At 63.1% G+C, this 25,573-nt stretch carries 27 protein-coding genes; 14 read left to right on the forward strand and 13 right to left on the reverse strand.

The genetic code is table 11. The features are described from left to right. Positions 1–149 precede the first annotated feature (149 nt). Positions 150–944: an IclR family transcriptional regulator gene (locus AC6I6U_RS31475; protein ID WP_497879821.1), complete on the forward strand. Its 795-nt coding sequence runs from the start codon at positions 150–152 to the stop codon at positions 942–944. Between the two features lie 29 nt (positions 945–973). Here AC6I6U_RS31475 and AC6I6U_RS31480 read toward each other — a convergent pair whose 3' ends face one another. From AC6I6U_RS31480 to AC6I6U_RS31505, 6 genes are all read right to left on the reverse strand, one after another. After that, positions 974–3,523, reverse strand: coding sequence for a LuxR C-terminal-related transcriptional regulator (locus AC6I6U_RS31480; RefSeq protein ID WP_497879822.1), 2,550 nt, complete (start codon positions 3,521–3,523; stop codon positions 974–976). A gap of 214 nt (positions 3,524–3,737) precedes the next feature. Then, positions 3,738–5,105, reverse strand: coding sequence for a DUF1329 domain-containing protein (locus tag AC6I6U_RS31485; RefSeq protein WP_497879823.1), 1,368 nt, complete (start codon positions 5,103–5,105; stop codon positions 3,738–3,740). A 25-nt stretch (positions 5,106–5,130) separates the two neighbouring features. Continuing rightward, positions 5,131–6,915, reverse strand: coding sequence for a DUF1302 domain-containing protein (locus tag AC6I6U_RS31490; RefSeq protein WP_497879824.1), 1,785 nt, complete (start codon positions 6,913–6,915; stop codon positions 5,131–5,133). 539 nt (positions 6,916–7,454) lie between these two features. Continuing rightward, positions 7,455–8,366 (reverse strand): SDR family oxidoreductase, encoded by a 912-nt coding sequence (locus AC6I6U_RS31495; protein WP_497879825.1) that lies wholly within the window; start codon positions 8,364–8,366, stop codon positions 7,455–7,457. 147 nt (positions 8,367–8,513) lie between these two features. Next, positions 8,514–9,200, reverse strand: a complete 687-nt coding sequence (locus AC6I6U_RS31500; protein ID WP_497879826.1) for an LrgB family protein — start codon at positions 9,198–9,200, stop codon at positions 8,514–8,516. Next, the gene (locus tag AC6I6U_RS31505) at positions 9,190–9,576 is read right to left on the reverse strand and encodes a CidA/LrgA family protein (protein WP_497879827.1); all 387 of its coding nucleotides are present in this window, start codon (positions 9,574–9,576) and stop codon (positions 9,190–9,192) included. The genes AC6I6U_RS31500 and AC6I6U_RS31505 overlap by 11 nt, the downstream gene beginning before the upstream one ends. Positions 9,577–9,674: 98 nt before the next feature. Between AC6I6U_RS31505 and AC6I6U_RS31510 the strand changes: the two genes are divergently transcribed. Continuing rightward, positions 9,675–10,571 carry a LysR family transcriptional regulator gene (locus AC6I6U_RS31510; RefSeq protein ID WP_497879828.1) on the forward strand — a complete coding sequence of 299 codons (897 nt, stop codon included), beginning with the start codon at positions 9,675–9,677 and terminating at the stop codon, positions 10,569–10,571. On the opposite strand, the gene AC6I6U_RS31515 is transcribed toward AC6I6U_RS31510, so the two are convergent. Next, on the reverse strand, positions 10,552–11,007 hold the full coding sequence (locus tag AC6I6U_RS31515; protein ID WP_497879829.1) for a flavodoxin: 456 nt from the start codon (positions 11,005–11,007) through the stop codon (positions 10,552–10,554). The genes AC6I6U_RS31510 and AC6I6U_RS31515 overlap by 20 nt on opposite strands. A gap of 153 nt (positions 11,008–11,160) precedes the next feature. On the opposite strand from AC6I6U_RS31515, the gene AC6I6U_RS31520 reads away from it, so the two are divergent. Together AC6I6U_RS31520 and AC6I6U_RS31525 are read left to right on the forward strand one after the other, a co-directional pair. Next, positions 11,161–11,625 carry a PAS domain-containing protein gene (locus AC6I6U_RS31520; protein WP_497879830.1) on the forward strand — a complete coding sequence of 155 codons (465 nt, stop codon included), beginning with the start codon at positions 11,161–11,163 and terminating at the stop codon, positions 11,623–11,625. Positions 11,626–11,692: 67 nt separating this feature from the next. Continuing rightward, complete coding sequence (locus tag AC6I6U_RS31525) at positions 11,693–12,298, forward strand: hypothetical protein (protein ID WP_497879831.1); 606 nt, start codon at positions 11,693–11,695, stop codon at positions 12,296–12,298. A 22-nt stretch (positions 12,299–12,320) separates the two neighbouring features. Here the strand turns inward: AC6I6U_RS31525 and AC6I6U_RS31530 are convergent, their stop codons facing one another. After that, positions 12,321–13,286, reverse strand: a complete 966-nt coding sequence (locus AC6I6U_RS31530; RefSeq protein ID WP_497879832.1) for a MerR family transcriptional regulator — start codon at positions 13,284–13,286, stop codon at positions 12,321–12,323. Positions 13,287–13,497: 211 nt separating this feature from the next. Between AC6I6U_RS31530 and AC6I6U_RS31535 the strand changes: the two genes are divergently transcribed. The 6 genes from AC6I6U_RS31535 (at position 13,498) to AC6I6U_RS31560 (ending at position 16,527) form a co-directional block, all read left to right on the forward strand. Continuing rightward, positions 13,498–14,067, forward strand: a complete 570-nt coding sequence (locus AC6I6U_RS31535) for an antibiotic biosynthesis monooxygenase (protein ID WP_497879833.1) — start codon at positions 13,498–13,500, stop codon at positions 14,065–14,067. Positions 14,068–14,158: 91 nt separating this feature from the next. Further along, positions 14,159–14,866, forward strand: a complete 708-nt coding sequence (folM, locus tag AC6I6U_RS31540) for a dihydromonapterin reductase (RefSeq protein ID WP_497879834.1) — start codon at positions 14,159–14,161, stop codon at positions 14,864–14,866. 24 nt (positions 14,867–14,890) lie between these two features. After that, positions 14,891–15,451: a GTP cyclohydrolase I FolE gene (gene folE, locus AC6I6U_RS31545; RefSeq protein ID WP_497879835.1), complete on the forward strand. Its 561-nt coding sequence runs from the start codon at positions 14,891–14,893 to the stop codon at positions 15,449–15,451. Next, the gene (gene folX / locus AC6I6U_RS31550) at positions 15,452–15,823 is read left to right on the forward strand and encodes a dihydroneopterin triphosphate 2'-epimerase (RefSeq protein WP_497879836.1); all 372 of its coding nucleotides are present in this window, start codon (positions 15,452–15,454) and stop codon (positions 15,821–15,823) included. A gap of 76 nt (positions 15,824–15,899) precedes the next feature. Continuing rightward, positions 15,900–16,196, forward strand: coding sequence for a DUF1244 domain-containing protein (locus tag AC6I6U_RS31555; protein WP_497879837.1), 297 nt, complete (start codon positions 15,900–15,902; stop codon positions 16,194–16,196). Beyond that, positions 16,189–16,527, forward strand: a complete 339-nt coding sequence (locus AC6I6U_RS31560; RefSeq protein WP_497879838.1) for a HopJ type III effector protein — start codon at positions 16,189–16,191, stop codon at positions 16,525–16,527. Before AC6I6U_RS31555 ends, AC6I6U_RS31560 begins: the two co-directional genes overlap by 8 nt. A 58-nt stretch (positions 16,528–16,585) precedes the next feature. Here AC6I6U_RS31560 and trxB read toward each other — a convergent pair whose 3' ends face one another. Beyond that, positions 16,586–17,548, reverse strand: a complete 963-nt coding sequence (trxB, locus tag AC6I6U_RS31565; RefSeq protein ID WP_497879839.1) for a thioredoxin-disulfide reductase — start codon at positions 17,546–17,548, stop codon at positions 16,586–16,588. 301 nt (positions 17,549–17,849) lie between these two features. Here trxB and cysZ point away from each other — a divergent pair, with 301 nt between their 5' ends. Next, on the forward strand, positions 17,850–18,605 hold the full coding sequence (gene cysZ / locus AC6I6U_RS31570; protein ID WP_497879840.1) for a sulfate transporter CysZ: 756 nt from the start codon (positions 17,850–17,852) through the stop codon (positions 18,603–18,605). A gap of 45 nt (positions 18,606–18,650) precedes the next feature. On the opposite strand, the gene AC6I6U_RS31575 is transcribed toward cysZ, so the two are convergent. Beyond that, a complete protein-coding gene (locus AC6I6U_RS31575) occupies positions 18,651–19,229 on the reverse strand; it encodes a hypothetical protein (RefSeq protein WP_497879841.1) in 579 nt (192 codons plus the stop codon). Positions 19,230–19,376: 147 nt separating this feature from the next. On the opposite strand from AC6I6U_RS31575, the gene AC6I6U_RS31580 reads away from it, so the two are divergent. Further along, positions 19,377–20,555 (forward strand): glycosyltransferase family 4 protein, encoded by a 1,179-nt coding sequence (locus tag AC6I6U_RS31580; protein ID WP_497879842.1) that lies wholly within the window; start codon positions 19,377–19,379, stop codon positions 20,553–20,555. A 3-nt stretch (positions 20,556–20,558) separates the two neighbouring features. On the opposite strand, the gene AC6I6U_RS31585 is transcribed toward AC6I6U_RS31580, so the two are convergent. From AC6I6U_RS31585 to AC6I6U_RS31595, 3 genes are all read right to left on the reverse strand, one after another. Beyond that, complete coding sequence (locus tag AC6I6U_RS31585; RefSeq protein WP_497879843.1) at positions 20,559–21,662, reverse strand: NADH:flavin oxidoreductase; 1,104 nt, start codon at positions 21,660–21,662, stop codon at positions 20,559–20,561. A 314-nt stretch (positions 21,663–21,976) separates the two neighbouring features. Then, a complete protein-coding gene (locus tag AC6I6U_RS31590; RefSeq protein ID WP_497879844.1) occupies positions 21,977–22,459 on the reverse strand; it encodes a glutathione peroxidase in 483 nt (160 codons plus the stop codon). A gap of 136 nt (positions 22,460–22,595) precedes the next feature. Next, positions 22,596–23,081 carry an FKBP-type peptidyl-prolyl cis-trans isomerase gene (locus AC6I6U_RS31595; RefSeq protein ID WP_497879845.1) on the reverse strand — a complete coding sequence of 162 codons (486 nt, stop codon included), beginning with the start codon at positions 23,079–23,081 and terminating at the stop codon, positions 22,596–22,598. Here AC6I6U_RS31595 and AC6I6U_RS31600 point away from each other — a divergent pair. Continuing rightward, positions 23,050–23,388: a DUF3565 domain-containing protein gene (locus AC6I6U_RS31600; protein ID WP_497879846.1), complete on the forward strand. Its 339-nt coding sequence runs from the start codon at positions 23,050–23,052 to the stop codon at positions 23,386–23,388. The genes AC6I6U_RS31595 and AC6I6U_RS31600 overlap by 32 nt on opposite strands. A gap of 56 nt (positions 23,389–23,444) precedes the next feature. Continuing rightward, positions 23,445–25,544 (forward strand): phosphate acetyltransferase, encoded by a 2,100-nt coding sequence (gene pta, locus AC6I6U_RS31605; protein ID WP_497879847.1) that lies wholly within the window; start codon positions 23,445–23,447, stop codon positions 25,542–25,544. Positions 25,545–25,573 lie beyond the last annotated feature (29 nt).

Here is a 25,573-nt window from a genome sequence, read left to right on the forward strand (position 1 = left end):
CTCCGCGATCACGCACAGACAGCAAGGTCGGTTGTTTTTATTGGCTTGGAATTATGAATTGCGTAACTCGATTATGCAAAACGTAATTTGATTGACTGTGCGCGTCAAGCTATAAAGACGCCCATTCGTCTCGGGATCACATCGCCTCCATGGAAAAGCCGCGCAGCAGCGACAGCAACGCCAAACAGAAAGTCCGCTCGGCCGAGGTCGGCACCGACATCCTCAAGGCCCTCGCCGAGCTGTCGCCCAGTACCTCACTGTCGCGCCTGGCCGAGCACGTGCAGATGCCGGCGAGCAAGGTGCACCGTTACCTGCAGGCACTGATCGCCAGCGGTTTCGCCGAGCAGAACGCCGCCACCAACCACTATGGCCTGGGGCGCGAGGCGCTGCGGGTCGGCCTGGCGGCGCTGAATGGCATGGATGTACTGCAGGTGGCCGCCATGCCCCTGGCGGAATTGCGCGACGACCTGAATGAAAGCTGCTTCCTGGCGGTGTGGGGCAATCACGGCGCAACCGTGGTGCATATCGAACCGGCGGTGCGCGCGGTGACGGTGGTGACGCAACTGGGTTCGGTGCTGCCACTGCTCAGTTCATCCACCGGGCTGGTGTTCAACGCCTTTCTGCCGGATCGCGAGACGGTCGACCTGCGCGAAGCCGAGCTCAGGGCCGGACACCCGCACCCGCTGGCCGATACCGCCACCTATACCGCGACCTGCGAACAGATCCGCCAACGTGGGCTGCATTTCGTCCATGGTTTGCTGATGCCGGGGGTCGATGCACTGTCGGCACCGGTGTTCAACGCCTTGGAACAGGTGGTGGCAGTGTTGACGGTGGTTGGCCCGACGTCGCTGTTCCACGCCGATGAAAACGGCCCGGCGGCCAAGCGCCTGCTGGCGGCCAGCGAAGCGATCAGTTGGCGGATGGGCTACCAGAAAAGCCAGTGACTGGACTGCCCCCTGAAAGTTGGACAGTTTCAGCCCATCAGCCCCAACGCCTTGGCCTTGGCCACCGCCTGGGTCCGCCGCTCGACACCGAGCTTGCTGTGAATCCTGCGGGCATGGGTTTTCACCGTATGCAGCGAGATGAACAACTGATCGGCAATCTGCAGGTTGGAGCTGCCCTGGGCGATCAGCCTGAGCACTTCCAGTTCACGCTGGCTCAACGGGTTGTCGCCACTGGCAACCAGCTCCTCTTCGACACCCAGCGCCGGTAACAGCCCCGGCTGGCGCAGACGCAGTTCACGCAACGCCTGCTGCAGATTGCAGCGACCGACCAGCGCCAGCCCCTCGCCGAGATGCGTCCTGGCCAGGTTCATCTGCCCCTCCAGAAAGGCCACTTCCGCCAAGGCCAGGCGAATCTCCGTCTCGATGCCCTGCATGCCGCAGCGTTGCGCCTGCTCCAGTTGCTGCGCCAGGGACTCCAGGGCAGAACAAGGCTTGCGCTGATAGACCTGGGCCAGCACCAGCAGGTATTCGAGCCGCGGGATCAACTCCAGGGTCGCGGGCGGCGCCTGCACCGCGTTCGGACCGCGATAGTGGCGCAACACTCGGGTCAGCGCCTCATCCGCGAGTTCGGGGCGCCCCTGTTGCAGCCAGAAATGACTGCTGATCAGCAACAGCACCGCCCGGTACACCGTATCCGGAATATGCCGCTGCTGCATCAGCCGTTCGGCATCACGCAGACGCACGAAAGCCTGAGGATAGTTGCCGTGGTTGGCATCCAGCAGCGCCAACCCGAGGAAACCGTAGAGGCCGCGTTTATCATGGCAGCGCAGGCATTCATCGAGCCCGGTCTGAAAGTACTCGGCGGCCTGCTGGTCGCGGCCCTGGCGCAAGGCCAGACGCCCCTGGCGCAGGGCCACACGTCCGCGTAGAGGCCCGGTCAGGTAATGCTTGGCCACCAGCAGTGCCTGGATGCCGTCCAGCAATGCCTCACTGCGATGCAGAGCACCACGCTGCTCCAGCAGTTGCGCGTGGTCGAGTTCCAGCAGTGCCTCGAACAACAGCGAGCCTTGTGCACGGGCCAGGCACAGGGCCTCCCGGCTCAAGGCATGAGCCTGTTCCAGTTCGCCGTTGAGCAAGGCCTGCTGGGTCAACCCCGACAGGCAGAACAGCCGCGCCGGCCAGGCCACCGCTGGCAGGTCCTGGAGCGCGTCGAGAAAATGCTCGCGGGCAGGTCCGGCCCGTCCCTGCAAATGCAACAGCCAGCCCTGCTGGGCTTGCCAGCGTGCCACCAGTTGTCGTTGCGCAGCCGCCGACGGTTGCGGAGCGAAGCGGGCCATCTGTTCGATGCTGCGCGCCGCGTCGTCGAAACGCCCGGCGAACAGCAGCGCGGTGGTGATCAGGCCGAGCAGGTGCGGCGTGCCGAACAGCAGCTCATCCGGGCGCTGCTCATGCAGATGCAACAGCAGCGGGACGTTCTGCCCCTCGAACAGGTAGTCGAAACTGAAGTTGTGCAGCAGGCTCGCCGCGACCTCCAACTCTTCGGCGGCCAGGGCCTGTTCCACCGCCGCCTGCCAGTCACCCCGGGCACTGAACCACTGGCAGGCACGACGATGCCAGGAGCGCGCGGCCGGCCACGGCTCGTCACGCAGCAACAGGGTCAGTGGCGCGAAGATCTGCAGCCATTCGGTGGAGTCCTCCCAGGGTTCGACGAAGCATCCCAGTTCCTGCAGCGTGCGCATCCACTGGGCACCCTCGCCCGCCCCGAACAGGTGCTCGCAGAGGTCGGCGTTGAACCGCGGCAAATGCGCCAGCACGCGCCAGGCCTCGGCCAGCTCGGGCGCCAGCACATCGAACAGCTCGTGCTGCAGGTAATCGAGCAGGGTTGCCGAACGCCGCGAGCCCGCCTCCGGGTCATTGGCGATCCAGGCCGGCGCTTCCAGCAGCGCGACCCGCACTCCGGCGCACCAACCGCCGGTGTACTGGCTGATCCGCTCGATGCATTGCGGCGATACCGCGATCGTCGGGTTGACCACCAGACGCTCGATTTCACCGCGCTCGAAGGCCAGTTGTGCCGCACCGACCTCATGGAGTTCGCCCTCGAGCAACAGTCGGGGCCAGTTGCAGTGTGGGCGCCGCCGTCCGCCCAGCCACCAGTTGAGCATCGGGCTGCTGACCGCCAGCAGGCGGTCGAGCAGTTGGTCCAGCGCCGGATCAGGCAGGCGGCAGTAATCGTCGAGGAAAATCCAGGTCGGGGTCGCCCAACGCGCCAGGCGTGCCAGCAGGCTCGGCTCATCCCAGGCGCCGTCCAGGCCTAGTGCCTCGGCCAGTACCGAGCAGAAGGCATCGGTCGCCAGGCTGGCCCCGGCCAACGGCAGCCAGCAAACGCCACAATCGGCGGGTGCCTGCAGCAGGCATTCGGCAAGCAACGCACTCTTGCCACTGCCGGCAGGCGCACAGAGCAGGCGGACCCGCGCCTGGGACTCGATCAGGGGGGCACTCAGGCGGGGACGCGACACATGGCGGGAGGACAGGCGAGGCAGGAACCCGGGACGATCCAGACGCGGGGTCATGGCAGTCATTGCGGCGGCCTTTCTTGGTTTTATCCACTTACCCTAGTCCTGTTCCAGCATTGGCATGAACAAGTATTCAGGAGGCTTATCGGACCTCATAAAAAAGCTTCAGGAGAACAGCCCACGCAGTGCTGGCCGGCTTGCTGGCGATTGCGATTCGTCGTTCAACATGTTCATTGACTGACAGGCCGCTATCGCCAGCAAGCCGGCTCCCACAACGGGCTCAGCGCACCCCGCTGGCCCGCAACGCCGCCGGGGTGTAGTCCGCGGCCTTGCCGACGAAGCCGAACTGGAAGCTGTGCTTCTCTTCGTTCTTCATGCCCAGGGCGATGTAGCGGCCGGCGATCAGGTCATACAGGGTTTCGACGGTGTAGGCCGGCACCTGGTGGTCGTAGTAGAACTGTGCATGCCCCTCGGCCACCCGCCACAGTTGGCCACGACCGTCGTAGTGATCCACCAGTGCAACCTGCCAGCTGTCCTCGTCGATGTACATGTGGCGCTTGGCGTAGATGTGCCGCTCGCTCGGCTTCACTGTCCCCTCGATTTCCCAGACCCGGTGCAGCTCGTAGCGGGTCAGGTCCTGATTGATGTGACCGGCCTTGATCACGTCGGTGTACTTGAGGCTCGGCGAGTCCAGCTTGTAGCTGTTGTAGGGGATGTACATCTCCTTCTTGCCGATCAGTTTCCAATCGTAACGATCGGGTGCGCCGGAAAACATGTCGAAGTTGTCCGAGGTGCGCAGGCCGTCGGCGGCGGTGCCCGGACCGTCGTAGGCAACCTGTGGCGCACGCCGTACCCGACGCTGGCCGGCGTTGTAGACCCAGGCCAGGCGCGGCTCCTTCACCTGGTCGAGGGTTTCATGGACCAGCAGCACGTTACCCGCCAGGCGTGCCGGCGCGGTCACCTCCTGCTTGAAGAAGGTCAGCACGTTGGCGCCCTTGTCCGGGGCCAGGTCCGGGACTTCCGAAGGAACCGCGGCTTCTTCCTCGAAGGTGATCGGAGTGAAGGAGCCGTCGGTCTGCGGCGTCGCCTGGGTGATGGTACGGCGCAGGTTACCGCCGTGGTAACGGGTGATGTGGTTCCACAGCACCTCCACGCCGTTCTTCGGAATCGGGAAGGCGTAGTAGCGGTTGCCGGTGAAGTTGGCCAAGCCGTTGCCGTCGTTGATCGTGGTGACGTTGAGGGCGCTGCGCTTGGCCGAGTCGAGCACCGCTTGTGGCAGGGCGACGGTGCGATGGCTCGGGTAGACCGGAATCTTGTAGGTCTGTGGATAACGCTTGAACATCGCCAGTTGGCCGTCGGAAAGCTTGGCCTTGTACTGGTCGGCATTGGCGGCGGTGATCACGAACAGAGGTTTTTCACTGGCGAACGGGTCGGCCAGGAAGCCCTTGCTGTCGACCGCGCCGGCGTTTTTCGGGATACCGCCGGTGTAGGCCGGGATCGAACCATCGGCGTTGCCGGCTTTTTCCGCGCCGATCGCCGTCAGGGTGGTGCCGAGCTTGGCCGCTTCTTCCGGGGAAACCGCCGCCATCACGTTGGCCGCCAGCAGGCTCAGGGCCAGGGCGCCGCATTGCAGAATCGTCTTGCGCATAAATGTAGTCCTTATTCAGCCTTGATCAGAAGTTCGCGCCGACGCTGAGCGCCAGGAAGTCGCGGTCAATCAGGGTGTTGTAGCGGCCACCGAAAAAGTCGGTGTAGCTCAGGCTCGCGGTGTAGGTGTTGCGGTAGTCGGCATCCACGCCGATGCTCACCGCCTTCGCGCCCTCGTTGAACAGGCCGTTGGGGCCGTAGCCCTTGACGTCGTGGGACCACGACAGGTTGGGCTTGAGGTTGATCCCGGCGATCACGTTGCTGTAGTCGAGGATCGCCCGGGCACGGTAGCCCCAGGAGGTGGCGGTAACGAAGCCGCCGGTATCGCCCTGGAAGCCGTAGGCGCCGTAGACCGAGTCACGCCCGTAGCGCAGCTTGTCCTTGGACTCCAGCCCGCCGACGTAGGTGATACCGGCCTCGCCCACCAGAGTCAGGCGGTCGGCGCCCAGCACCTGGTCGAAGAACTGCGTGAGGCTGGTCTGGGCCTGGGTGATTTCCTTGCGGCGGTAGCCGGTGTTGTCGGAGCCGGCCGTGGTGCGGATCGGCGAAGCCGTGCCACCGGCAATCGGGTTGAGCAGGGCCAGAGTCAGGTCGTTGGTATTGAGCTGCACCGGGGCATTGGGGCGATAGCTGATCTCGCCGCTCCAGGCGGTCCCGGTCGGCAAGGTGGTGGAAAAGCTCGCGCCGTAGAGGCGAATGTCCTCGGGGTACTCGAGGTAGTACTGGCCGCGTCCGAGCATGATGCTCTGAGCCAGGCCGGTACGGGTCGCAGCAGGTGCCAGCGGCAGGATGCTGCCCAATGCGTTGATGGTGCCCTGGCCAGCGGTGGTGGTCCCCACCGTCGGGGTCCGGCTGTGGTAGTTCATGAAGTACAGGCCGTACTCGGTGTCACTACCCAGCCAGCGCAGTGCAACGCCGAATTGTCCGCCGTCGCGGGCTTCGCGATCCTTGCTGCGCTGTACCACCACGCCTTCGGAAGTCACTTCGAAGCCCTGCCCAAAGGCCGCCGCCAGCGGTTGCAATGGCGCAATGGCCGGGTTGGCGACCGTATAGTTGTTGTTGCAACCGTGGGCCACGACGTCGTTGGCGAAGAAGGTGCCGCAGTTGTCGACCACCGTGTTCTGCCAGTTCAACTGGTAGAAGCCTTCGACCGTGAGTTGGTCGGTCAGGCTCTGGGACGCGAAGAACATGTTGACCGGAATCAGCCCTTCCTTGATCTCGGCGCCCGGCCGACGGAAGGCCGAAACGTCGATGGGGTTGATGCTGTTGATCGAGTTGCCGATGAAGGTGCTCTCGCCCCAGCTGACCACCTGCTTGCCCAGGCGCACGGTGCCCGGCAGGTCGGCAATCGAGTAGTTGTGGTAGACGAAGGCATCGAGCAGTTCGATGCCGGAGGAACGGGCGCCTTCATCGCGATGGTGGTCGCTGAGGTCCTTGAACTCACGGTCGCCATCGGCCAGTTCGAAGTCGTACCAGTACTTGCCACGGACGAACACACCGGTGTCGCCATACTTGAGTTCCAGGTCGTGGATACCCTTGATGATCTTCGAGAAGGTCTCGCCCTTCTTGAAGTTCAGCCGCCCATCATCACCCGTGGAAGCCTGCCCGGTACCGCCATTGGGCGTTCCGACCAGCGACTTGTCGGCATCCCGCATGCCCCAGCTCGCACCGACCGAGAGGGACGAGTCGAACTTGCCCTCGATCTCTCCGATATTGAACGAAACCGCGTTGGCCTGGGCGCTAGCCCCCAGTGCCACGGCAACCGCCAGCGCCTGCGGCGTGAAGATGGCGCGCATTGTTGTTTTTGTCATGCGTCTTCCCCGGTGAGTGACAGAAGGCTTCACCCTACCCACCGCCAGCGGGAGCGATAAGCGCACCAAGGAGGTATTTTCGCTGTACCTCCAAAGGATGAATGACCGCACCGGCGTGGGCTTGCAGGGCACCATCGAGACGCTGGATAACACGCCATAGGGGGAATGGATGGAGCGCGGCGACACAGCCTGCGACCTCGGCACAGCCATTGGCGACTGTTACGTTCGATGCAACAGTGATTGTCATGAAGCGCACTGTTTCAGGGCGCGGCAATTCCTTATCCTGGCCTGGCTTTCAAGGGGAATCGCTCGGAGGGACAACGCTTCGGGAGAGGTTCGGGCATCGCGTCATCGACGCTGCACTGAAAGCGATCATGGCCATTGCGGCCATTACTGTTTCGATATCGGCCTGGTTGCGGGCCGACCATCACCCGCGTTACCGACGTTGATTTGTAGCTCCTTGATCAAACGTCTTCCCTTGGCCGCTGTGTTTACAGCGGCCTTTTTTATGGTCGAGATTTATCCATAGGCGCCGACGATCAGCCGCTGTACTTTTGCAGGTTTGCCATCATCTGCTGCAAGGACTCCGGCGTATCCCGGGGGTGCACGGCATTGTCGAAATCGCAGATCTTCTGCCAGTTGGCCGCCACCTCATCCACGCCAAAGCCGTCGTGCGGGTCGAAGCCTACTCCCAGGCTGCGCTCCCAGCGGGTCTTGCCGATCCAACCGCCACCGACCTCGAACAGGCCGGAAGTTTCCTCACACTGCTCGCTACCGAGGAATACCACCAGCGGGCTGATCAGTTCCGGCTTGAGCATCTCGAACACCTGCGGCGGAATCAGGCCCTCGGTCATGCGGGTACCGCCGGTGGGCGCAATGGCGTTGACCAGGATATTGTTCTTGCGCCCCTCGATTGCCAGGGTGCGGGTCAGGCCGTAGAGCCCGAGCTTGGCCATGCCATAGTTGGACTGGCCGAAGTTGCCGTAGATGCCGGAGGTCGAGGCCGTGAAGATCACCCGGCCGTAGTTCTGCTCGCGCAGGTGCGGCCAGGCGGCGCGGGTGACCTTGTAGGCGCCTTCGACATGCACCCGGTAGACCAGGTCCCAGTCGGCGTCCTCCATCTTGAGGAACGACTTGTCCCGCAGGATGCCGGCATTGTTCACCACCACGTCGACACGGCCGAAAGCATCCAGGGCGTTCTGTACGATCTTGTCGCCATCGGTCACCGAATCATGGTTGGCGACGGCAGTGCCACCGGCTTCGCGGATCTGTGCCACCACCTGGTCCGCCGCAGATGCACTGGCCCCCTCGCCGTGGGTCGAGCCGCCGAGATCGTTGACCACCACCCGCGCACCATGGCGGGCGAAGAGCAATGCATGGGCACGCCCCAGGCCACCGCCGGCACCGGTAACGATCACCACTTTATCTTCGAAGCGTACAGACTCACTCATACAGGTCTCCAGCCAGGGGCAATGGGATATAGAACCTGAGTGTCGGACACGGGGCATCCAGTCACAATAGATACGCTAGAGGCTGAATGGTGTGCGATAAGGCTGGGGGATAGTCCACACGTCCCTGCTGCTGCCAGCCCCGCCGACTCAGATCAGCATAGCCAGCAGGGGCGCGGAAAACAGGTTGAGCAAGCCGGTCAGGACCATCACCAGGCCGGCGACCGTGCCCTCCTCGCCGCCCGCCTCCCGAGCCCGGCTGACCCCGGCACCGTGCGCCCCCACCCCGAACAGCGCGCCGCGCGCCAGGCTGCTGCGCAGCGGCAGCCACTTGAGCAGGACACCGCCGACCATCGCACCGAACACGCCAGTGACCAGCACGAACACCGCCGTCAACTCGGGCACGCCGCCCAGGTCGCGAGCCAGCGGCATGGCAAAGGGGGTGGTAATCGAACGAGGCACCAGCGACAGGGTCAGGGCGCTGTCCAGCGACAGGGCACGGGCCAGCCCATAGGAACTGCCGATGGACGCCACGCTGCCCGCCAGCATGCCCATCAGCAGCGCCGGCCAGTGGCGAACGAGCAAGCCCCGCTGCTGCCAGATCGGCACGGCAAAAGCCACGGTAGCGGGGCCAAGCGCCAGGATCAGCCAATGAGTATCCCGCGAATATTCGGCGTAGGCCGTGTGCAGCGGAATGGCTACCGCCAGCAGGATGACCGGCACCAGGATCAACGGCGACAGCAGGTAGCGGCCACTGCGCTGGTAGCTCCAACGGCTGAAGACATAGGCCGCCAAGGTCAGCGCCAGCCAGAACAGCGACATCCACTCAAGCTTCACGACGGCTGCTCCAACGGCAGACGAACTCGACGGTGAATGCTGTCGCCAACATCACCAGCAAGGTGCTGCACATGATTACCAAGAGGATCCGCCAGCCGTCCTGGCGCAGCGTGGCGCCATAGTCGAGCAGGCTCATCAGCGCCGGGATGAAGAACAGCAGCATCTCCGCCATCAGCCAGCCAGCACCCCGTTGCAGCGCGGCCGGCTTGACCCGGCCGGTGGCGAACAACAGCAACAGCAGCGCCAGCCCGATCACGCCAGCGGGAATCGGCCAGCCGGTCCAGGCTGCCACTTGGCCGCCGAGCAGATAAAGACCGCACAGAACCGACAGTTCGGCCAGCAGGCGGATGGTTTTTTCCAGCAGTGATCTGTTCATCGGATTCAGGCCCCCCAGTGAGGAAAATTCTAGAGCCGGGTCTACCATCCCAAAAGCGAATTGTTAGACTGCTGGCCATTCCAAATTGGAATCACGCAATGGAATTCAAACAGCTGCGCAGTTTTGTCGAAGTGGCACACCAGGGCGGCTTCACCCAGGCCGCCAAGACCCTGCACGTCAGCCAGTCGGCGGTGAGCAAGCAGGTCGCCCAGCTCGAACACAGCCTGGGAGTCAGACTGCTCGATCGCCAGGGTCCCCATGTACTGCCCACCGCCGCGGGTCGGGTGGTACTGCAACGGGCCGAAGAAATGCTGCGCCTGCGCAACGGACTGCTGCACGAGCTCGATGACCTGAGCCAACTGGCTCGGGGAGAATTGCGCCTGGGACTGCCGCAACTGGGCGGCGATACGTTGTTCGCCGGACTGTTCGCCGAATATCGACGGCGCTATCCGAATATCGCCATTCACTTGCTCGAGGGCGGCAGCCTGAGCATCGAACCCGCGGTGTTGAGCGGCGAACTGGAACTGGGCGCCGGTCTCACGCCAAGCAACCCGGCGTTCGACTGCCAACCGTTCTGCGATGAACCGCTGGATGTGCTGCTGGCGATCGACCATCCGCTGGCCGAGGAAGGCTCCATTCGCCTGGAGCAATTGGCCGAAACGCCCTTCCTGCTCTATCAGCGCAGCTTCGTGCTCAACCACCGGCTGATCCAGGCCTGTGAGCGCCTGGGATTCACGCCCAGGGAAAGCGGACGCAGCGGCCAGGCGGACTTCCTCGCCGCGCTGGTGGCCGCCGGCCAGGGCGTGGCGTTGATGCCCAGCGTGGTCGCGCGCTCACTGGTCCGGCCCGGCGTGGTCCGCCTGAACCTCAGTTCACCCACCGACCTGCGCTGGGATATCGCCTTCATCTGGCGCCGTGGCGCCTATCTGTCGCAAGCCGCGCAGGCCTGGCTGGCACTGCTGCGCGAGCGGCCGGTCAACCTTTCAGTGCGTTGATGAACTCGGCCAGCCAGGGCTCTGCATCGGTTTCCGGGGTGACCGTTTCACTGGAGTCCAGACGCAGCATAGGCTGGACCTCCCGCAGGCCGAGTTCGGCGAACAGCTCGCGCAATTGCTCGCCACCGCCGCAGAAGGTATCGCCGTAGCTCGTGTCACCGAGCCCGATCACCGCCCCCGGCAGTCCGCGCCAAGCCGCTGGCAACTGGTCGCGAATGGCGTAGTAGAGTGGCTGGATATTGTCCGGCAGCTCACCCATGCCGGTGGTCGAAGTCACCGCCAGGAACGCTTCGGGGGCAAACGCCTCGACGTCGGCCAGGGTGGCACGCGGGTTGTGCCAGGCGTCGAGGCCGGCCTTGTCGAGAACCCGCTTGGCATGACGGGCAACTTCTTCGGCGGTACCGTAGACCGATCCGGAAAGAATGGCGACTTTCATCAATCTCATCCTGGGGCAGCTTGAAAACCGCGGATATTACCAGATGAGAAATATTCCCACTGAACTTCCATTCACATCCTGTCCGGCATTGACCCGCCGGGACTTTCTCTTACACTTGGGCTGCGTGCCAATGGACTGCGGATTACTCCAACAATGATCAACCCGAAACTGCTGCAACTTGTCATCGATGCCTCCAACGAAGGTATCGTGGTTGCCGAACAGGAAGGCGAAGACAATATCCTGATCTACGCCAACCCGGCGTTCGAACGCCTGACCGGCTATAGCAACGAAGAAATTCTCTACCAGGACTGCCGTTTCCTGCAGTCCGGCGACCGCGACCAAGCCAGTCTGGAGCTGATTCGCGAAGCATTGCGGACACGCAAGCCATGCCGCCATATAATTCGCAACTACCGCAAGGACGGCACGCACTTCTGGAACGAACTGTCGTTGTCACCGGTGTTCAATGAAAGCGACCAGTTGACCTACTTCGTCGGTGTCCAGAAGGATGTCACCGCCCAGGTCAGGGCCCAGGAACGGGTTGCCCAACTGGAGGCGCAACTGGCCGAGGTCACAGCCGAACTCGAAGCCCTACGGGCGACCAGCGGTGTCAACAAATAACGGAATCTGTGGTCTTATCGGGCGTTACCCGCCCCAATTTGCACGTTTTGTTCTTTCGAGCTCGATCATGCCCCGCACTGCCCTTCTGACTCAGGACGAGTTGGATTTCATACAGAACATGCAGCACAACCCGCAACTCAACAAGCGCGACAGCTCGTCGAGCCTGCTGGTCAATGGCGTGTCGCAGATCCGCGACCTGCTTACCCGGCTCGCAGCCCATGAGCAGGTCACTCTCCAGGCGAACTTCGAAAACCAGAAGATGAGCTTTCCGCTGCATCTGGTCGAAGATGAGTTCCATGCCCAGCACCTGCGCCTGGGCGTACCGAGCATCTTCGAGGACGGTCCACGGGTTCGCCCCTGGCGCCTGATCCTGGAGAAGCCGGTACACCTGGAAAACGTTCGCGGCCAGGCCGGGGCGCTGGCAGTACGCGAGATCTCGTTCAAGGGTGTGTTGCTGCAACTGCGTAGCGGCCTCAAGCCGCCCAGGCAGTTCAACCAATGGTTCAGCCCGTCAGGCTATGAGCGCATTGCCCTGCAGGGGCGTTTCGAGCGTGAAACCGAACAGGGCCTGTACGCCTACCGGCTGAATCAGGGCGACCCCGGCGAAATCCAGCGGCTGCGCCAGTACATCCTGCAACAGCACCGTGTGACGCATCCGGAACTGCACCTCTGAAGACCGACGCTACAAACGCGGCTCAGGTGTCGAGCTTGCCGGCCAGCAACTGCTGCAGGCGCTGACGCATCGATTGCCCCTCCTGCCCCAGGCAGCCAATGCTGCTACCCTCCAGGGCGTCCTGCAGCAAGTCCGAGGTGTCGCCGGCCAGCATCACCGGACACTCCACCGCCAGCGCCAGCCGATTCAGCCGCCTCGGCATGTCCGAGGCCGGCGAACGGTTGGAATACAGCACCAGCGCCCGCGGCCGGGCCTTTTCACAAATCAGCGGCAACTCGTCGAGCGGTTGTCCGATGGCCAGGGCGCTGACCGGCCACTCACCATTACCGAGCAACAGGCCGGCGACCAGCAATTCCAGTTCACGACAATCGCCGGGCAAGGCCGCCAGGATGATCCGCTCCGAGGCGACACCGCGCACCGATTGCAGCCGCTGCAACACCCGCCCGCGCAGGAAGCTGTCGAGGAACAGCCATTCGCTGGTGTGGCCGAACTCGTCCCGCTTGGCGCGCAACTCATGCCAAAGCGGCATCAGGATGTTCTGGAACACCACCGTCAGCGGATAGCTGGAAAATATCTGCCCATACAGGCGCTCCAGCGCCAGCTCGTCGAAGCTGCCCACGGCATTGGCCAACTGCAATTGGCAATTGCGCCAGTCCTCGAAGGGCAGCGACAGCAACATGTCCGTCGCGGGCTCGCGCGCGACGGCGGTCTTCGCCAGAAGTTTGCCCACCTTGCTGACGGCAACCCCGCGTTCGATCCAGCCAAGGATGCTGCGAACCGTCTCGATATCGCTCATGGCGTAAAGTCGATGCCCACTTTCGGTGCGCGTCGGCTGGATCAGGCCATAGCGCCGTTCCCATGCACGGAGTGTCACCGGATTTACGCCGGTGAGGCGGGATACCTCGCGGATGGGAAACAGCTCTTCCTGTTTAAAGGCTGGCAGCGGCAGTTCTACTGCTACACGGTCACGGGCGGTTATGACAGGCATGTTTTTCACATCAATGTGTATAATTTTATCGACATTCTAGCTTATACCTCTCCCGTTTCTTCAAACATCAAACACTCTGCGTGCACCTCCCGTGCGCCCGCTTGAAGAACGGAATGATTCTTGCGTTTAATCCAGGCGCAGCCCACCACCCCGGTGCTGCGTTTCGCATCTGCCCTACCCGGGCAGCCTGCTCGTCTTGTGGAGATACATGATGTCTACCTCACCCGTCACCATGATGGTGGCACGTCGCGTTGCCGACGGCCGTTATCAGGACATGCTCGCCTGGCTCCAGGAAGGCGAACAACTGGCTACCGACTTCCCCGGCTACCTCGGTTCCGGCGTACTCGCCCCACCTCCCGGCGACAACGAATTCCAGATGATTTTCCGCTTCAGCGACGCCGAGACCCTGCACGCCTGGGAGCACTCCGTCTCGCGCAAGGCCTGGCTGGAACGGGGCGGCGACCTCTTCGCCCGGCCTTCCGAACATCGTGTCAGCGGCCTTGAAGGCTGGTTCGGCACCGCCGACCAGCGCCCACCCCGCTGGAAACAGAGCGTGGCGATCTGGCTGGCGTTCTTCCCGGTCTCGCTGCTGTTCAACTTCGTGCTGGGGCCATTGCTGGCCGAGCTGGAGCTGGTACCGCGGATTTTCATCAGCACCCTGATGCTGACGCCCTTGATGGTCTACTTCTTCATTCCGTTGTCGACCCGCCTGCTGGCAGGCTGGCTGCGCGGTGCACCGAGCCGCTCGCTACCGGACACGGCGACGAGCCGGGGCCGCTGACCTCCCAAGGGCTCGCGGCATGGTTGTCGAAGGCGTGCGGCTGGTATAGTTTGATTTCAGATACCCTTCCACTGCCTGCCGCGAGCCTTCGATGCCTTCCACCGCCCCGATCCTGATCACTGGCGCCAGCCAGCGTGTCGGCCTGCATTGCGCAGAGCGGCTGTTGGCCGACGGCTGCCCGGTGATCGTCAGCTACCGCAGCGAACGCCCGGGCCTGCAGTCATTGCGGGAGCAGGGTGCGATCACCCTGTTCGCCGACTTCGCCAGCGAGGCCGGCATCCTGGCCTTCATCGATAACCTCAAGCAGCATGCCGACAGCCTGCGGGCGATCGTCCACAACGCTTCGGCGTGGCTTGCCGAAACACCGGGGGACGAGAGCGAGGCCTTCACCCGGATGTTCGGCATCCACATGCTCGCGCCCTACCTGATCAACCTGCATTGCGCCGAACTGCTGCACCGCTCGCCCAGGGCCGACATCGTGCATATCAGCGACGACGTGACCCGCAAGGGCAGCAGCAAGCACATCGCCTATTGCGCCAGCAAGGCCGGGCTGGACAGCCTGACGCTGTCGTTCGCCGCCAAGTACGCGCCACGCATCAAGGTCAACGGCATCGCCCCGGCCCTGCTGATGTTCAACCCCGACGACGACGCGGCGTACCGCGCCAAGACCCTGGCCAAGTCGGCCATGGGCATCGAGCCCGGTCCCGAAGTGATCTACCAGAGCCTGCGCTATCTGCTGGACAATCCCTACGTCACCGGCACAACCTTGACCGTCAACGGCGGCCGGCATCTCAAGTAGGCCGCCCCGCGAGGAAACACCGCAATGAGCGCATCACTGCCCGAGCATTACCGCGAGATCCTCCAGGGCCTTGGCGAAGACCCTGATCGCGAGGGTCTGCTGGATACCCCGAAAAGGGCGGCCAAGGCCATGCAGTACCTGTGTCACGGCTACGCAGAAAGCCTCGAAAGCGTGGTCAACGGGGCGCTGTTCGCCTCGGACAACGACGAGATGGTGATCGTCAAGGACATCGAGTTGTACTCGTTGTGCGAACATCACCTGCTGCCCTTCATCGGCAAGGCCCATGTCGCCTACATTCCCACCGGCAAGGTGCTGGGACTGTCGAAGATCGCCCGGATCGTCGACATGTTCGCCCGGCGCCTGCAGATCCAGGAGAATCTCACCCGGGAAATCGCCGACGCCATCCAGCAGGTGACCCACGCCGCCGGCGTCGCGGTGGTGATTGAGGCGCAGCACATGTGCATGATGATGCGCGGCGTGGAAAAACAGAACTCGACCATGAACACCTCGGTGATGCTCGGTGTCTTCCGCGACTCGAGCACCACCCGCATGGAGTTCCTGCAACTGATCGGACGGAGCAAGTAAATGCCACAACTTCAACCGGGAATGGCCCGGATCCGGGTCAAGGACCTGCGCCTGCGCACCTTTATCGGGATCAACGAGGAGGAAATTCTCAACAAGCAGGATGTGCTGATCAACCTGACCATCCTGTACGCGGCCCAGGAGGCGGTGCGCGACAACGATATCGACCACGCGCTGAACTATCGCACCATCACCAAGGCGATCATCCAGCATGTGGAGGGCAACCGCTTTGCCCTGCTCGAACGCATGACCCAGGAATTGCTGGACCTGGTGATGAGCAACGAGGCAGTACTCTACGCCGAGGTCGAAGTCGACAAGCCGCACGCGCTGCGGTTCGCCGAGTCGGTGTCGATCACCCTCGCGGCCAGCCGCTGACGCCTTGCCTCGCCTGGCGTTCGCCGCGCCAGGCTTTTATCATCGCGCCCCAAGTTCCCCCAGCACAGAGCCCATCATGACCGAGCAAGAACGCCTCGAACTCGAAGCCGCCGCCTTTCGCCGGCTGGTTGCCCACCTGGACAGCCGCAAGGATGTGCAGAACATCGACCTGATGAACCTCGCCGGGTTCTGCCGCAACTGCCTGTCCAAGTGGTACAAGGCCGAAGCCGACGAGCGCCGGATCGAGCTGAGCCTCGACGACGCCCGCGAGGTGGTCTACGGCATGCCCTACGCCGAGTGGAAAGCCCAATACCAGAAAGAAGCCAGTGCCGAACAACAGGCGGCATTCGCCAAAGGAAAACCCCATGACTGATCTGAACACCCTGCGCGCCAGCCTCGACAGCGGCGAACACGTCTTTGCCGACACCCTGGCCTTCATCGCCGCCGGCTACGACTACCAGCCCCAGGCTTTCAACAACGGTGGCGTGGAAAACGCCGCCGGGCAGAACGAAGGCTCGTGCAAGACCCTGGGCCTGGCCCTGCTCGAAGGCCTGAGCGACCAGCAGGCGCTGCTGGCGTTTGGCGAGCACTACCGTTCGGTATTGGCAACGCCAGAGGGCAGCGACCACGGCAATATCCGCGCGCTGATCAAGCACGGTCTGGCCGGCGTGAAGTTCGCCGCACAGCCGCTGACCCGCCGCTGAGGCCTTCGCAGGCATAAAAAAACCGGCCCCAGGGCCGGTTTTTTCATTTCAGGCTCACTCAGAACGAAGCGTTCTGCAGGCCGTCCAGGTAACGTTCGGTGTCCAGTGCCGCCATACAGCCGGCGCCGGCCGAGGTGATCGCCTGGCGGTAAACGTGGTCAGCCACGTCACCGGCCGCGAAGATACCTTCGACGCTGGTCGCGGTGGCATTGCCTTCACGACCGCCCTGCACGACCAGGTAACCATCCTTCAGCGTCAACTGGCCTTCGAACAGCGAAGTGTTCGGCGTATGGCCGATCGCGATGAACACACCGTCGACCTTGATTTCGTCGGAGCTGCCATCGTTGTTCTTCAGGCGGGCACCGGTCACGCCCATGTTGTCGCCCAGGACTTCGTCCAGGGTGGCGTTCAGCTTGAGGATGATCTTGCCTTCGGCCACGCGGGCGTGCAGCTTGTCGATCAGGATCTTCTCGGCGCGGAAGGTATCGCGGCGGTGGATCAGGGTCACGGTGCTGGCGATGTTGGCCAGGTACAGCGCCTCTTCCACGGCGGTGTTACCCCCGCCGACCACGGCAACCGGCTTGTTGCGATAGAAGAAACCGTCACAGGTCGCGCAGGCCGAAACGCCCTTGCCCATGAACGCCTCTTCCGATGGCAGGCCCAGGTAGCGGGCGCTGGCGCCGGTGGCGATGATCAGCGCGTCGCAGGTGAAGGTGCCGCTGTCGCCCACCAGGGTGTAGGGCTTCTTGGCGAAGTCCACCGAGTTGATGTGGTCGAAGACGATTTCGGTTTCGAAACGCTCGGCGTGTTCACGCATGCGCTCCATCAGCGCCGGGCCGGTCAGGCCATGCACGTCACCGGGCCAGTTGTCGACTTCGGTGGTGGTGGTCAGTTGGCCACCGGCCTGCATGCCGGTGATCAGCAGCGGCTTGAGGTTGGCCCGAGCCGCATAGACTGCAGCACTGTAACCGGCAGGGCCGGAACCGAGAATAATCACTCGCGAATGACGTACTTCAGACATGACTCACTCCTGTCGACCGCCCGTAGGACACCGGGACGGATCGCCGGCGCACCGGCTGGAATAAAAAAGGACTGCGAAAGCGCTTGGGGAAGGCTTGTAGCACACAGTCCTGAAAAATAATGATGTGCAGCGTAACGAGGGGGCAAAGATTAAGGAAATACGCAATAACAATCCAGCTCATAGCAGGTCTCTATCCATAAGGACGTTCTGCAAGACGCCTTTGTTACCGTAAATGTCGACGCTTTCACCGCCACTGCAAAGCCGGTAAGGTCGGCGCGTTTTCCTCGTTTCGGAGCCCGTTATGCCCGCACCCGTGATGTCCGGCCCACAATACCTGCGCGAAGGCCTGAAGCTGGTCCTGAGCCCAGGGTTGCGCCTGTTTGTCCTGCTGCCACTGCTGGTCAACCTGGTCCTGTTCGTCGGGCTGATCTACTTCGCCGGCCACCAGTTCAGCCTATGGGTCGAGCACCTGATGCCGACCCTGCCCGACTGGCTGAGCTTTCTGAACTACATTCTCTGGCCGCTGTTCGTGGCGCTGGTGATCCTGATGGTGTTCTTCACCTTCACCCTGCTCGCCAACATCATCGCCTCGCCGTTCAACGGCTTTCTCGCGGAAAAGGTCGAGGTGGTGGTGCGCGGCAGCGACAACTTCCCGGCCTTCAGCTGGGGCGAACTGCTGGCGATGGTCCCCAGGACCCTGGGCCGGGAAATGCGCAAGCTGGGCTACTTCCTGCCCCGGGCCATCGGGCTGTTCATCCTGTCGTTCATCCCGGTGGTGAACATTATCGCCGCACCGCTTTGGCTTTTGTTCGGGGTGTGGATAATGGCGATCCAGTACATCGACTACCCGGCGGACAACCACAAGATGAGCTGGCAGGACATGCTCGCCTGGCTGCGCAGCAAGCGCTGGCAGAGCATGAGCTTCGGCGGCAGCGTCTACCTGGTGCTGCTGATCCCGGTGGTCAACCTGTTGATGATGCCGGCGGCGATTGCCGGGGCCACGCTGTTCTGGGTGCGTGAACGCGGCGATGAGGCGCTGGTGCCGGCCACGCGCTGACGCCAGGCAGGTGCGCCGGGCCCGCAATGGGTCCGGCGTTCCCCCTCAGATCAAGAGGGAAAAAGTGCCGATCAGGGCAAACAGCCAGACGATCCCGCCGAGCACGATCACCAGGTAATTGACCGGACCGAAGTGGGCATTGCCCTGACCCTCGGCATCACCGCTGGCAAAGTTGATGGCCTGCTGGCCCTGCCAGGTGATGAACACCTGGGCAAACACCCAGAACGTGCTCAGCACCAGCAGCAAGGATCCGCCGACGTTTTTCCTGACCAGGGTTTCCAACACGTTGCTGAGTACCGCAAAGACCACGAACAGGGTCGCCCACAGCGAGGCGTCCCAGCGATAGCCACGGCCGCTGGCGAGTATGCTTTTCTCGACATTGCGATACAGCGCATGCACGAAGAAGATCGCGAAGATCCCCCGGGCTACCGGCCAGATGTCCAGTTGTGTCGACGCCTTGTACTGACTCCAGTTCTTGTACGACCAGTAGATCTGGTACAGCCCAAGACTGAAGATGAACAGCACGAAGAACTTGGTTCGCGACACCACGTAGAAGCGGCCGGTGGCCTCGCTGCGCGGTGCACTCAGGTCCGCCTGGGGCGGTGCATAGATATTGTCGGTCACGGGATCTCCTTGAATGGGGTGGACACCTGATGATAACGATCCAGTGACCCGGATATCGAGGACCTGGCGGACAGTCTGGAGCCTTCGTCACAAATCCATCACCCAAATGCCATAACGTCGCAACGGGCCGGGTTCGATACTGGAACCATGACGACAGCTCTGCATATCACCCTGGTCACCGAAACCTTCCCACCCGAAATCAATGGCGTGGCCAATACCCTTGGCCGGCTGTGCGATGGCCTGCGCGCCCGTGGCCACCAGATCGAGCTGGTACGCCCGCGTCAGGGCAGCGACCAGACCCGCCCCAGCGACACCGAACTGCTGCTGTGCCGTGGCTGGCCGCTGCCCGGTTATCCTGGGCTGCAATGGGGCCAGTCGTCGATGCACAAGCTGTTGCGCCGCTGGAAGCGCCAACGCCCGGATGTGCTGTATATCGCCACCGAAGGGCCGCTGGGGCTGTCGGCACTGCGCGCGGCACGGCGACTGGGGATCTCGGTGGTCAGCGGCTTCCACACCAACTTCCAGCAGTACTCCAACCAGTACGGCCTGGGGATGCTGACGCGATTCCTGACCCATTACCTGCGCTGGTTCCACAATCGCTCCAAGCTGACCCTGGTACCCAGCGTCAGCCAGCGCCTGGAACTGGAGCGGCGGCATTTCGAACGGCTCGAACTGCTGTCGCGCGGCGTCGACAGCCAATTGTTCCACCCGGCCAAACGACAGAATGCCCTGCGGGAAAGCTGGGGGCTGGCCCAGGACGACATCGCCGTGATGTATGTCGGGCGACTGGCGACCGAGAAGAACCTCGGCCTGCTGGGCCGCACCTTCCAGGCCTTGCAGGCGACTTATCCACAGCGGACGATGAGGCTGGTGGTGGTCGGCGACGGTCCGCTTCGCTCTTCGCTGGAGAAGGAGCTGCCCGGCGCGGTTTTCTGCGGTACCCAGCGTGGCGAGGTCCTGGCGCAACACTACGCATCCGGCGATCTGTTCGTGTTTCCCAGCCTGACCGAGACCTTCGGCAACGTAGTGCTGGAAGCATTGGCCTCGGGCCTGGGAGTGGTGGCCTATGACCAGGCGGCGGCAGCCCAGCACATTCGCCATGGCTACAATGGCGTGCTGGCGATGCCCGGGGATGAGGAAGCTTTCCGCGACGCGGCCTGCTGGCTGCTCGAAGGCGGGGAAACCTTGCGCAATGTGCGCCTGAACGCCCGCCAGCATGCCAGCCGGCAGAGCTGGGGGGCGATCGTCGAACAGTTCGAGATGCAGTTGCGCGGTGCCTGCGAAGCGGAACAGGGGACGCCTCACGCGCCCCCGATGCCTAGATAGGGCTCAGACCAGGCTGGTCAACGCCTCACGGCTGAACGGCAGGATGTCCTGCTCGCGACCGTCACGCACTTTCACTGCCCAATCCGGGTCAACCAGCAACGCACGGCCTACTGCCACCAGGTCGAACTCGTCGTTGTCCAGACGCTCCAGCAGCTTCTCCAGGCTGGCCGGCTGGGCGACCTTGTCGGTATTGACCATGAATTGCAGGAACTCGCCGTCCAGGCCGACGCTGCCGACGGTGATGGTTGGCTTGCCGGTCAGCTTGCGGGTCCAGCCGGCCAGGTTGAGGGTCGAACCGTCGAACTCAGGCTCCCAGAAACGTCGGGTGGAGCAGTGGAAAATATCCACGCCGGCATCGGCCAGCGGCTTGAGGAACTCTCCCAGCGCTTCCGGAGTTTGCACCAGGCGCGCGGTGTAATCCTGCTGCTTCCACTGGGAGAAACGGAAGATGATCGGGAAATCCGGGCCAACGGCGGCGCGCACGGCCTGGATCAGCTCGATGGCGAAGCGCGAGCGGTTGGCCAGGCTACCGCCGTACTCATCGCTGCGCTGGTTGCTGCCATCCCAGAAGAACTGGTCGATCAGGTAGCCATGCGCACCGTGGATCTCGACGCCGTCCATGCCGATGGCCTGGGCATCCTTCGCCGCCTGGGCGAACGCGCCGATCACGTCCTGGATGTCCTGGTGGGTCATACCGTGGACCACGACCTGGCCATCCTTGAGTTTTTCGCTCGGACCGTAGCCGGGAACGCTGGCATCCGGCTCGGTGCCCAGGCGTCGCACGTTGCCCACGTGCCAGAGTTGCGGAACGATCCTGCCACCCTCGGCATGTACCGCCTCGACCACTTTTTTCCAGCCGGCCAGGGCCGCTTCACCATAGAAATGCGGCACATTCGGGTAGCCGTTGGCCGCCGGATGGCCGACCGTGGTGCCTTCGGTGACGATCAGGCCGACGCCTGCCGCCGCACGCTTGCGGTAGTACTCGATGACTTTCGAATTGGGCACGCCGCCTGGGGAGAACGACCGGGTCATCGGCGCCATCACCACTCGGGTCGGCAACTCCAGGGCACCGAGTTGGAAAGGTTTGAACAGGGCTTGGACCGACATGGAAGCACTCCGCGGCTGAAGGGGAATTTATGATCAGGATAATATTCCGCCCACGAGGCGGCGCCCAGCACTATTGATCTGAGTGATTAAGCTCGAAAAGTGTCGGGAGGCTGAACGACTCTGGATAAAGCCAAGAGGGGCTTGAACTGTGGAGGTTAGGCACTGTGGGAGCCGGATTTATCCGCGAACAAGCCCGCAGGACCGCTAAAAGCTTCGCGAATAAATCCGGCTCCCACGGAGAAGATCTTCCCCGCGGAAAAACGCTGCTTCAGGATCGATTCTGCCCCACGGATAAATCCTGCCCCGCAGCAGTCTCAGGCCAGTGCCTTCTCGATGGCCTGGACCACCGCCGGATCATCCGGCGCGGTGCGTGGCGAGAAACGGGCCAGTACACGACCGTCCTTGCCCATCAGGAATTTTTCGAAGTTCCAGGTGATGTCACCGGGAAACTCGGCGCCCTCGCCCGCCAGCAGCCGATACAGCTGGTGACGATCATGGCCGTTGACCTCCAGCTTGCGACTCAACGGAAAGGTCACCCCATAGTTGAGACTGCAGAACTCGCGGATTTCGTCTTCGGAACCCGGCTCCTGCCCGGCGAACTGGTTGCACGGCAGGCCCAGCACGGTGAAGCCCTGGCTCTTGTACTGCTGGTAGAGGTTTTCCAGTGCGGCGTACTGCGGCGTCAGCCCACATTTGGAGGCGACATTGACCACCAGCACGACATGCCCCTTGAAGGGTGCGAGGGGCAGGTCCTGGCCATCCAGCGCCACCAGCGTAAGGTCGTGAAAAGCACTCATGGCGAACTCCCGATAATCCTGTGTAACGTCTCGACATTGTTGCCCGACACCACGACCGGTTTCCAGTGATGAAACCGCGGCGGACTAAAAAGGCGCCCGTGGGCGCCTTCCTACAACCAGAGCTTAGCAGCAGAACTCAGTGGTGATGGCCGCCTTCGCCATGGATGTGACCATGGGCGACTTCTTCCTGGCTGGCGTCACGGACGTTGACGACCTTGACCTTGAAGTTCAGGCGCTGGCCAGCCAGCGGGTGGTTGCCGTCGACGGTGACGTCGTCGCCGTCCAGGTCGCGAATGGTGACGATCTGCATCTGGCCATCCGGAGCGGAAGCGTGGAACTGCATGCCCACTTCCAGCTCGTCGACGCCTTCGAACATGCTGCGGCTCAGGGTGCTGACCAGTTCGGCAGCGTATTCGCCGTAGGCATCTTCGGGCTCGACGGTAACGTTCAGCTCGTCACCAACGGCCTTGCCTTCCAGGGCCTTTTCCAGGCCTGGAATGATGTTGCCTGCACCTTGCAGGTACACCAGCGGCGCGCCGCCGGCGGAGCTGTCGATGACCTCACCAGCGTCGTTGGTCAGGGTATAGTCGATGGACACAGCCTTATTGGCGGCGATCAGCATGGGGCGAGACCTTTTGCAGAAGAATGAAGAACGGACAAGTCTAAACAAGGATTCGTCCGAAAGCGAACGGAACCCGGACGGACGGGTGACACCGGGGCCGTCGATCATTCGCGGTTTTCACCAGGATGAAGACGGCCATTGGGTCGCCGAGCTGTCCTGCGGCCATACCCAGCACCTGCGCCACCAGCCACCCTGGCAGTCCCGCGCCTGGGTGCTGGACCCGGCCCAGCGCTCGGCCCGGATCGGCCAACCCTTTGCATGTGGTTGGTGCGCACAGGGCTCGGTTAGCGCTAACCTTGGCGTCTGAATATCGCAGGGGATCAACCATCGGTCCTCGCACTTGCGCTCCACAAGAGACTACGCATGCAAACTTTCTTTATCGCGCCCACCGATTTTGGCGTGGGCCTGACGTCGATCAGCCTCGGACTGGTCCGCACGCTGGAACGCGCCGGCCTCAAGGTCGGCTTCTTCAAGCCCATCGCCCAGCCGCATCCGGGTGATACCGGGCCGGAACGTTCGACCGAACTGGTTGCACGGACCCACGGCCTCAAGCCACCCCAGCCACTGGGCCTGGCCCATGTCGAGCGGATGCTCGGCGACGGCCAGCTCGACGAACTGCTGGAAGAAATCATCAGCCTGTACCAGCAGGCCGCGGTCGGCAAGGATGTGCTGGTGGTGGAGGGCATGGTCCCGACCCGCAGCGCCAGCTATGCGGCGCGGGTCAACCTGCACCTGGCGAAAAGCCTGGATGCCGAGGTGATCCTCGTTTCGGCGCCGGAAAACGAAGTGCTGACCGAATTGTCCGGCCGCGTCGAGTTGCAGGCACAGCTGTTCGGAGGGCCGAAAGACCCCAAGGTGCTCGGCGTGATCCTCAACAAGGTACGCACCGACGAGGGCATGGAGGCCTTCGCCGCTCGCCTCAAGGAACACTCGCCGTTGTTGCGCAGCGGCGACTTCCGCCTGCTTGGCTGCATTCCGTACCAGCCGGAACTCAACGCTCCGCGCACCCGTGATGTCGCCGATCTGCTGGGCGCCCAGGTGCTCAATGCCGGCGACTATGAAACCCGGCGCATGTCGAAGATCATCCTCTGCGCCCGTACCGTGCTGAACACCCTGCAACTGCTCAAGCCGGGTGTGCTGGTGGTGACCCCAGGCGATCGCGACGACATCATTCTCGCCGTCAGCCTCGCGGCGCTCAACGGCGTGCCGCTGGCCGGCCTGCTGTTGACCAGCGACACCAAGCCCGACCCACGACTGATGGAGCTGTGCCGCGGTGCATTGCAGGCCGGCCTGCCAGTGCTGTCGGTCAGCACCGGCTCCTACGACACTGCCAACCAGCTCAACAGCCTGAACAAGGAAATCCCGGTGGATGACCGCGAGCGAGCGGAGATCATCACCGATTTCGTCGCCAGCCACCTCGATGCCCAGTGGCTGCACCAACGCTGCGGTACACCGAGGGAAATGCGCCTGACACCGGCGGTATTCCGCTATCAGTTGATCCAGCGCGCCCAGCAGGCCAACAAGCGCATCGTATTGCCCGAAGGCAGCGAGCCGCTGACCGTCCAGGCTGCGGCGATCTGCCAGGCGCGGGGCATTGCCCGTTGCGTACTGCTGGCCAAGCCGGCGGATGTCGAGGCGGTCGCCAAGGCCCACGGTTTCGAACTGCCGCCGGGCCTGGAGATTCTCGACCCGGACGAGATCCGCGGGCGCTATGCCGAGCCGATGGTTGCCCTGCGCAAGAGCAAGAGCCTGAACACGCCGATGGCCGAGCAGCAGCTGGAAGACACCGTAGTGATCGGCACCATGATGCTGGCGCTGGACGAAGTTGATGGCCTGGTTTCCGGGGTGATCCACTCCACCGCCAACACCATCCGCCCGGCCCTGCAACTGATCAAGACCGCGCCGGGCTGCACCCTGGTGTCGTCGGTGTTCTTCATGCTGTTTCCCGAGCAGGTACTGGTCTATGGCGACTGCGTGATGAACCCGCATCCGTCCGCGACCGAACTGGCGGAAATCGCCCGGCAGAGCGCCGACTCGGCCCAGGCATTAGGTATCACGCCTCGGGTGGCGATGATCAGCTACTCAAGCGGCGACTCGGCCAGCGGCGAGGAAGTGGAGAAGGTCCGCGAAGCCACCCTGCTGGCCCACGAGGCCCAGCGCGACCTGCTGATCGACGGCCCGTTGCAGTACGACGCCGCCGCCAACGAACATGTCGCCCGGCAACTGGCGCCCAACAGCCAGGTCGCTGGCCGCGCCACGGTGTTCGTATTCCCCGACCTGAACACCGGCAACACCACCCACAAGGCCGTGCAACGCAGCGCCGACTGCGTCAGCCTGGGGCCGATGCTCCAGGGCCTGCGCAAGCCGGTGAACGACCTGCCACGCGGGGCCCAGGTCGATGACATCGTCTATACGATCGCCCTGACGGCGATCCAGGCCGCCAATCGGCCTGTGGATATCTGAAACCTGTCTCCGTTACTCTCATGCCACGC

The sequence above is a fragment of the Pseudomonas sp. UTLPPB19802 genome, assembly GCF_059730225.1.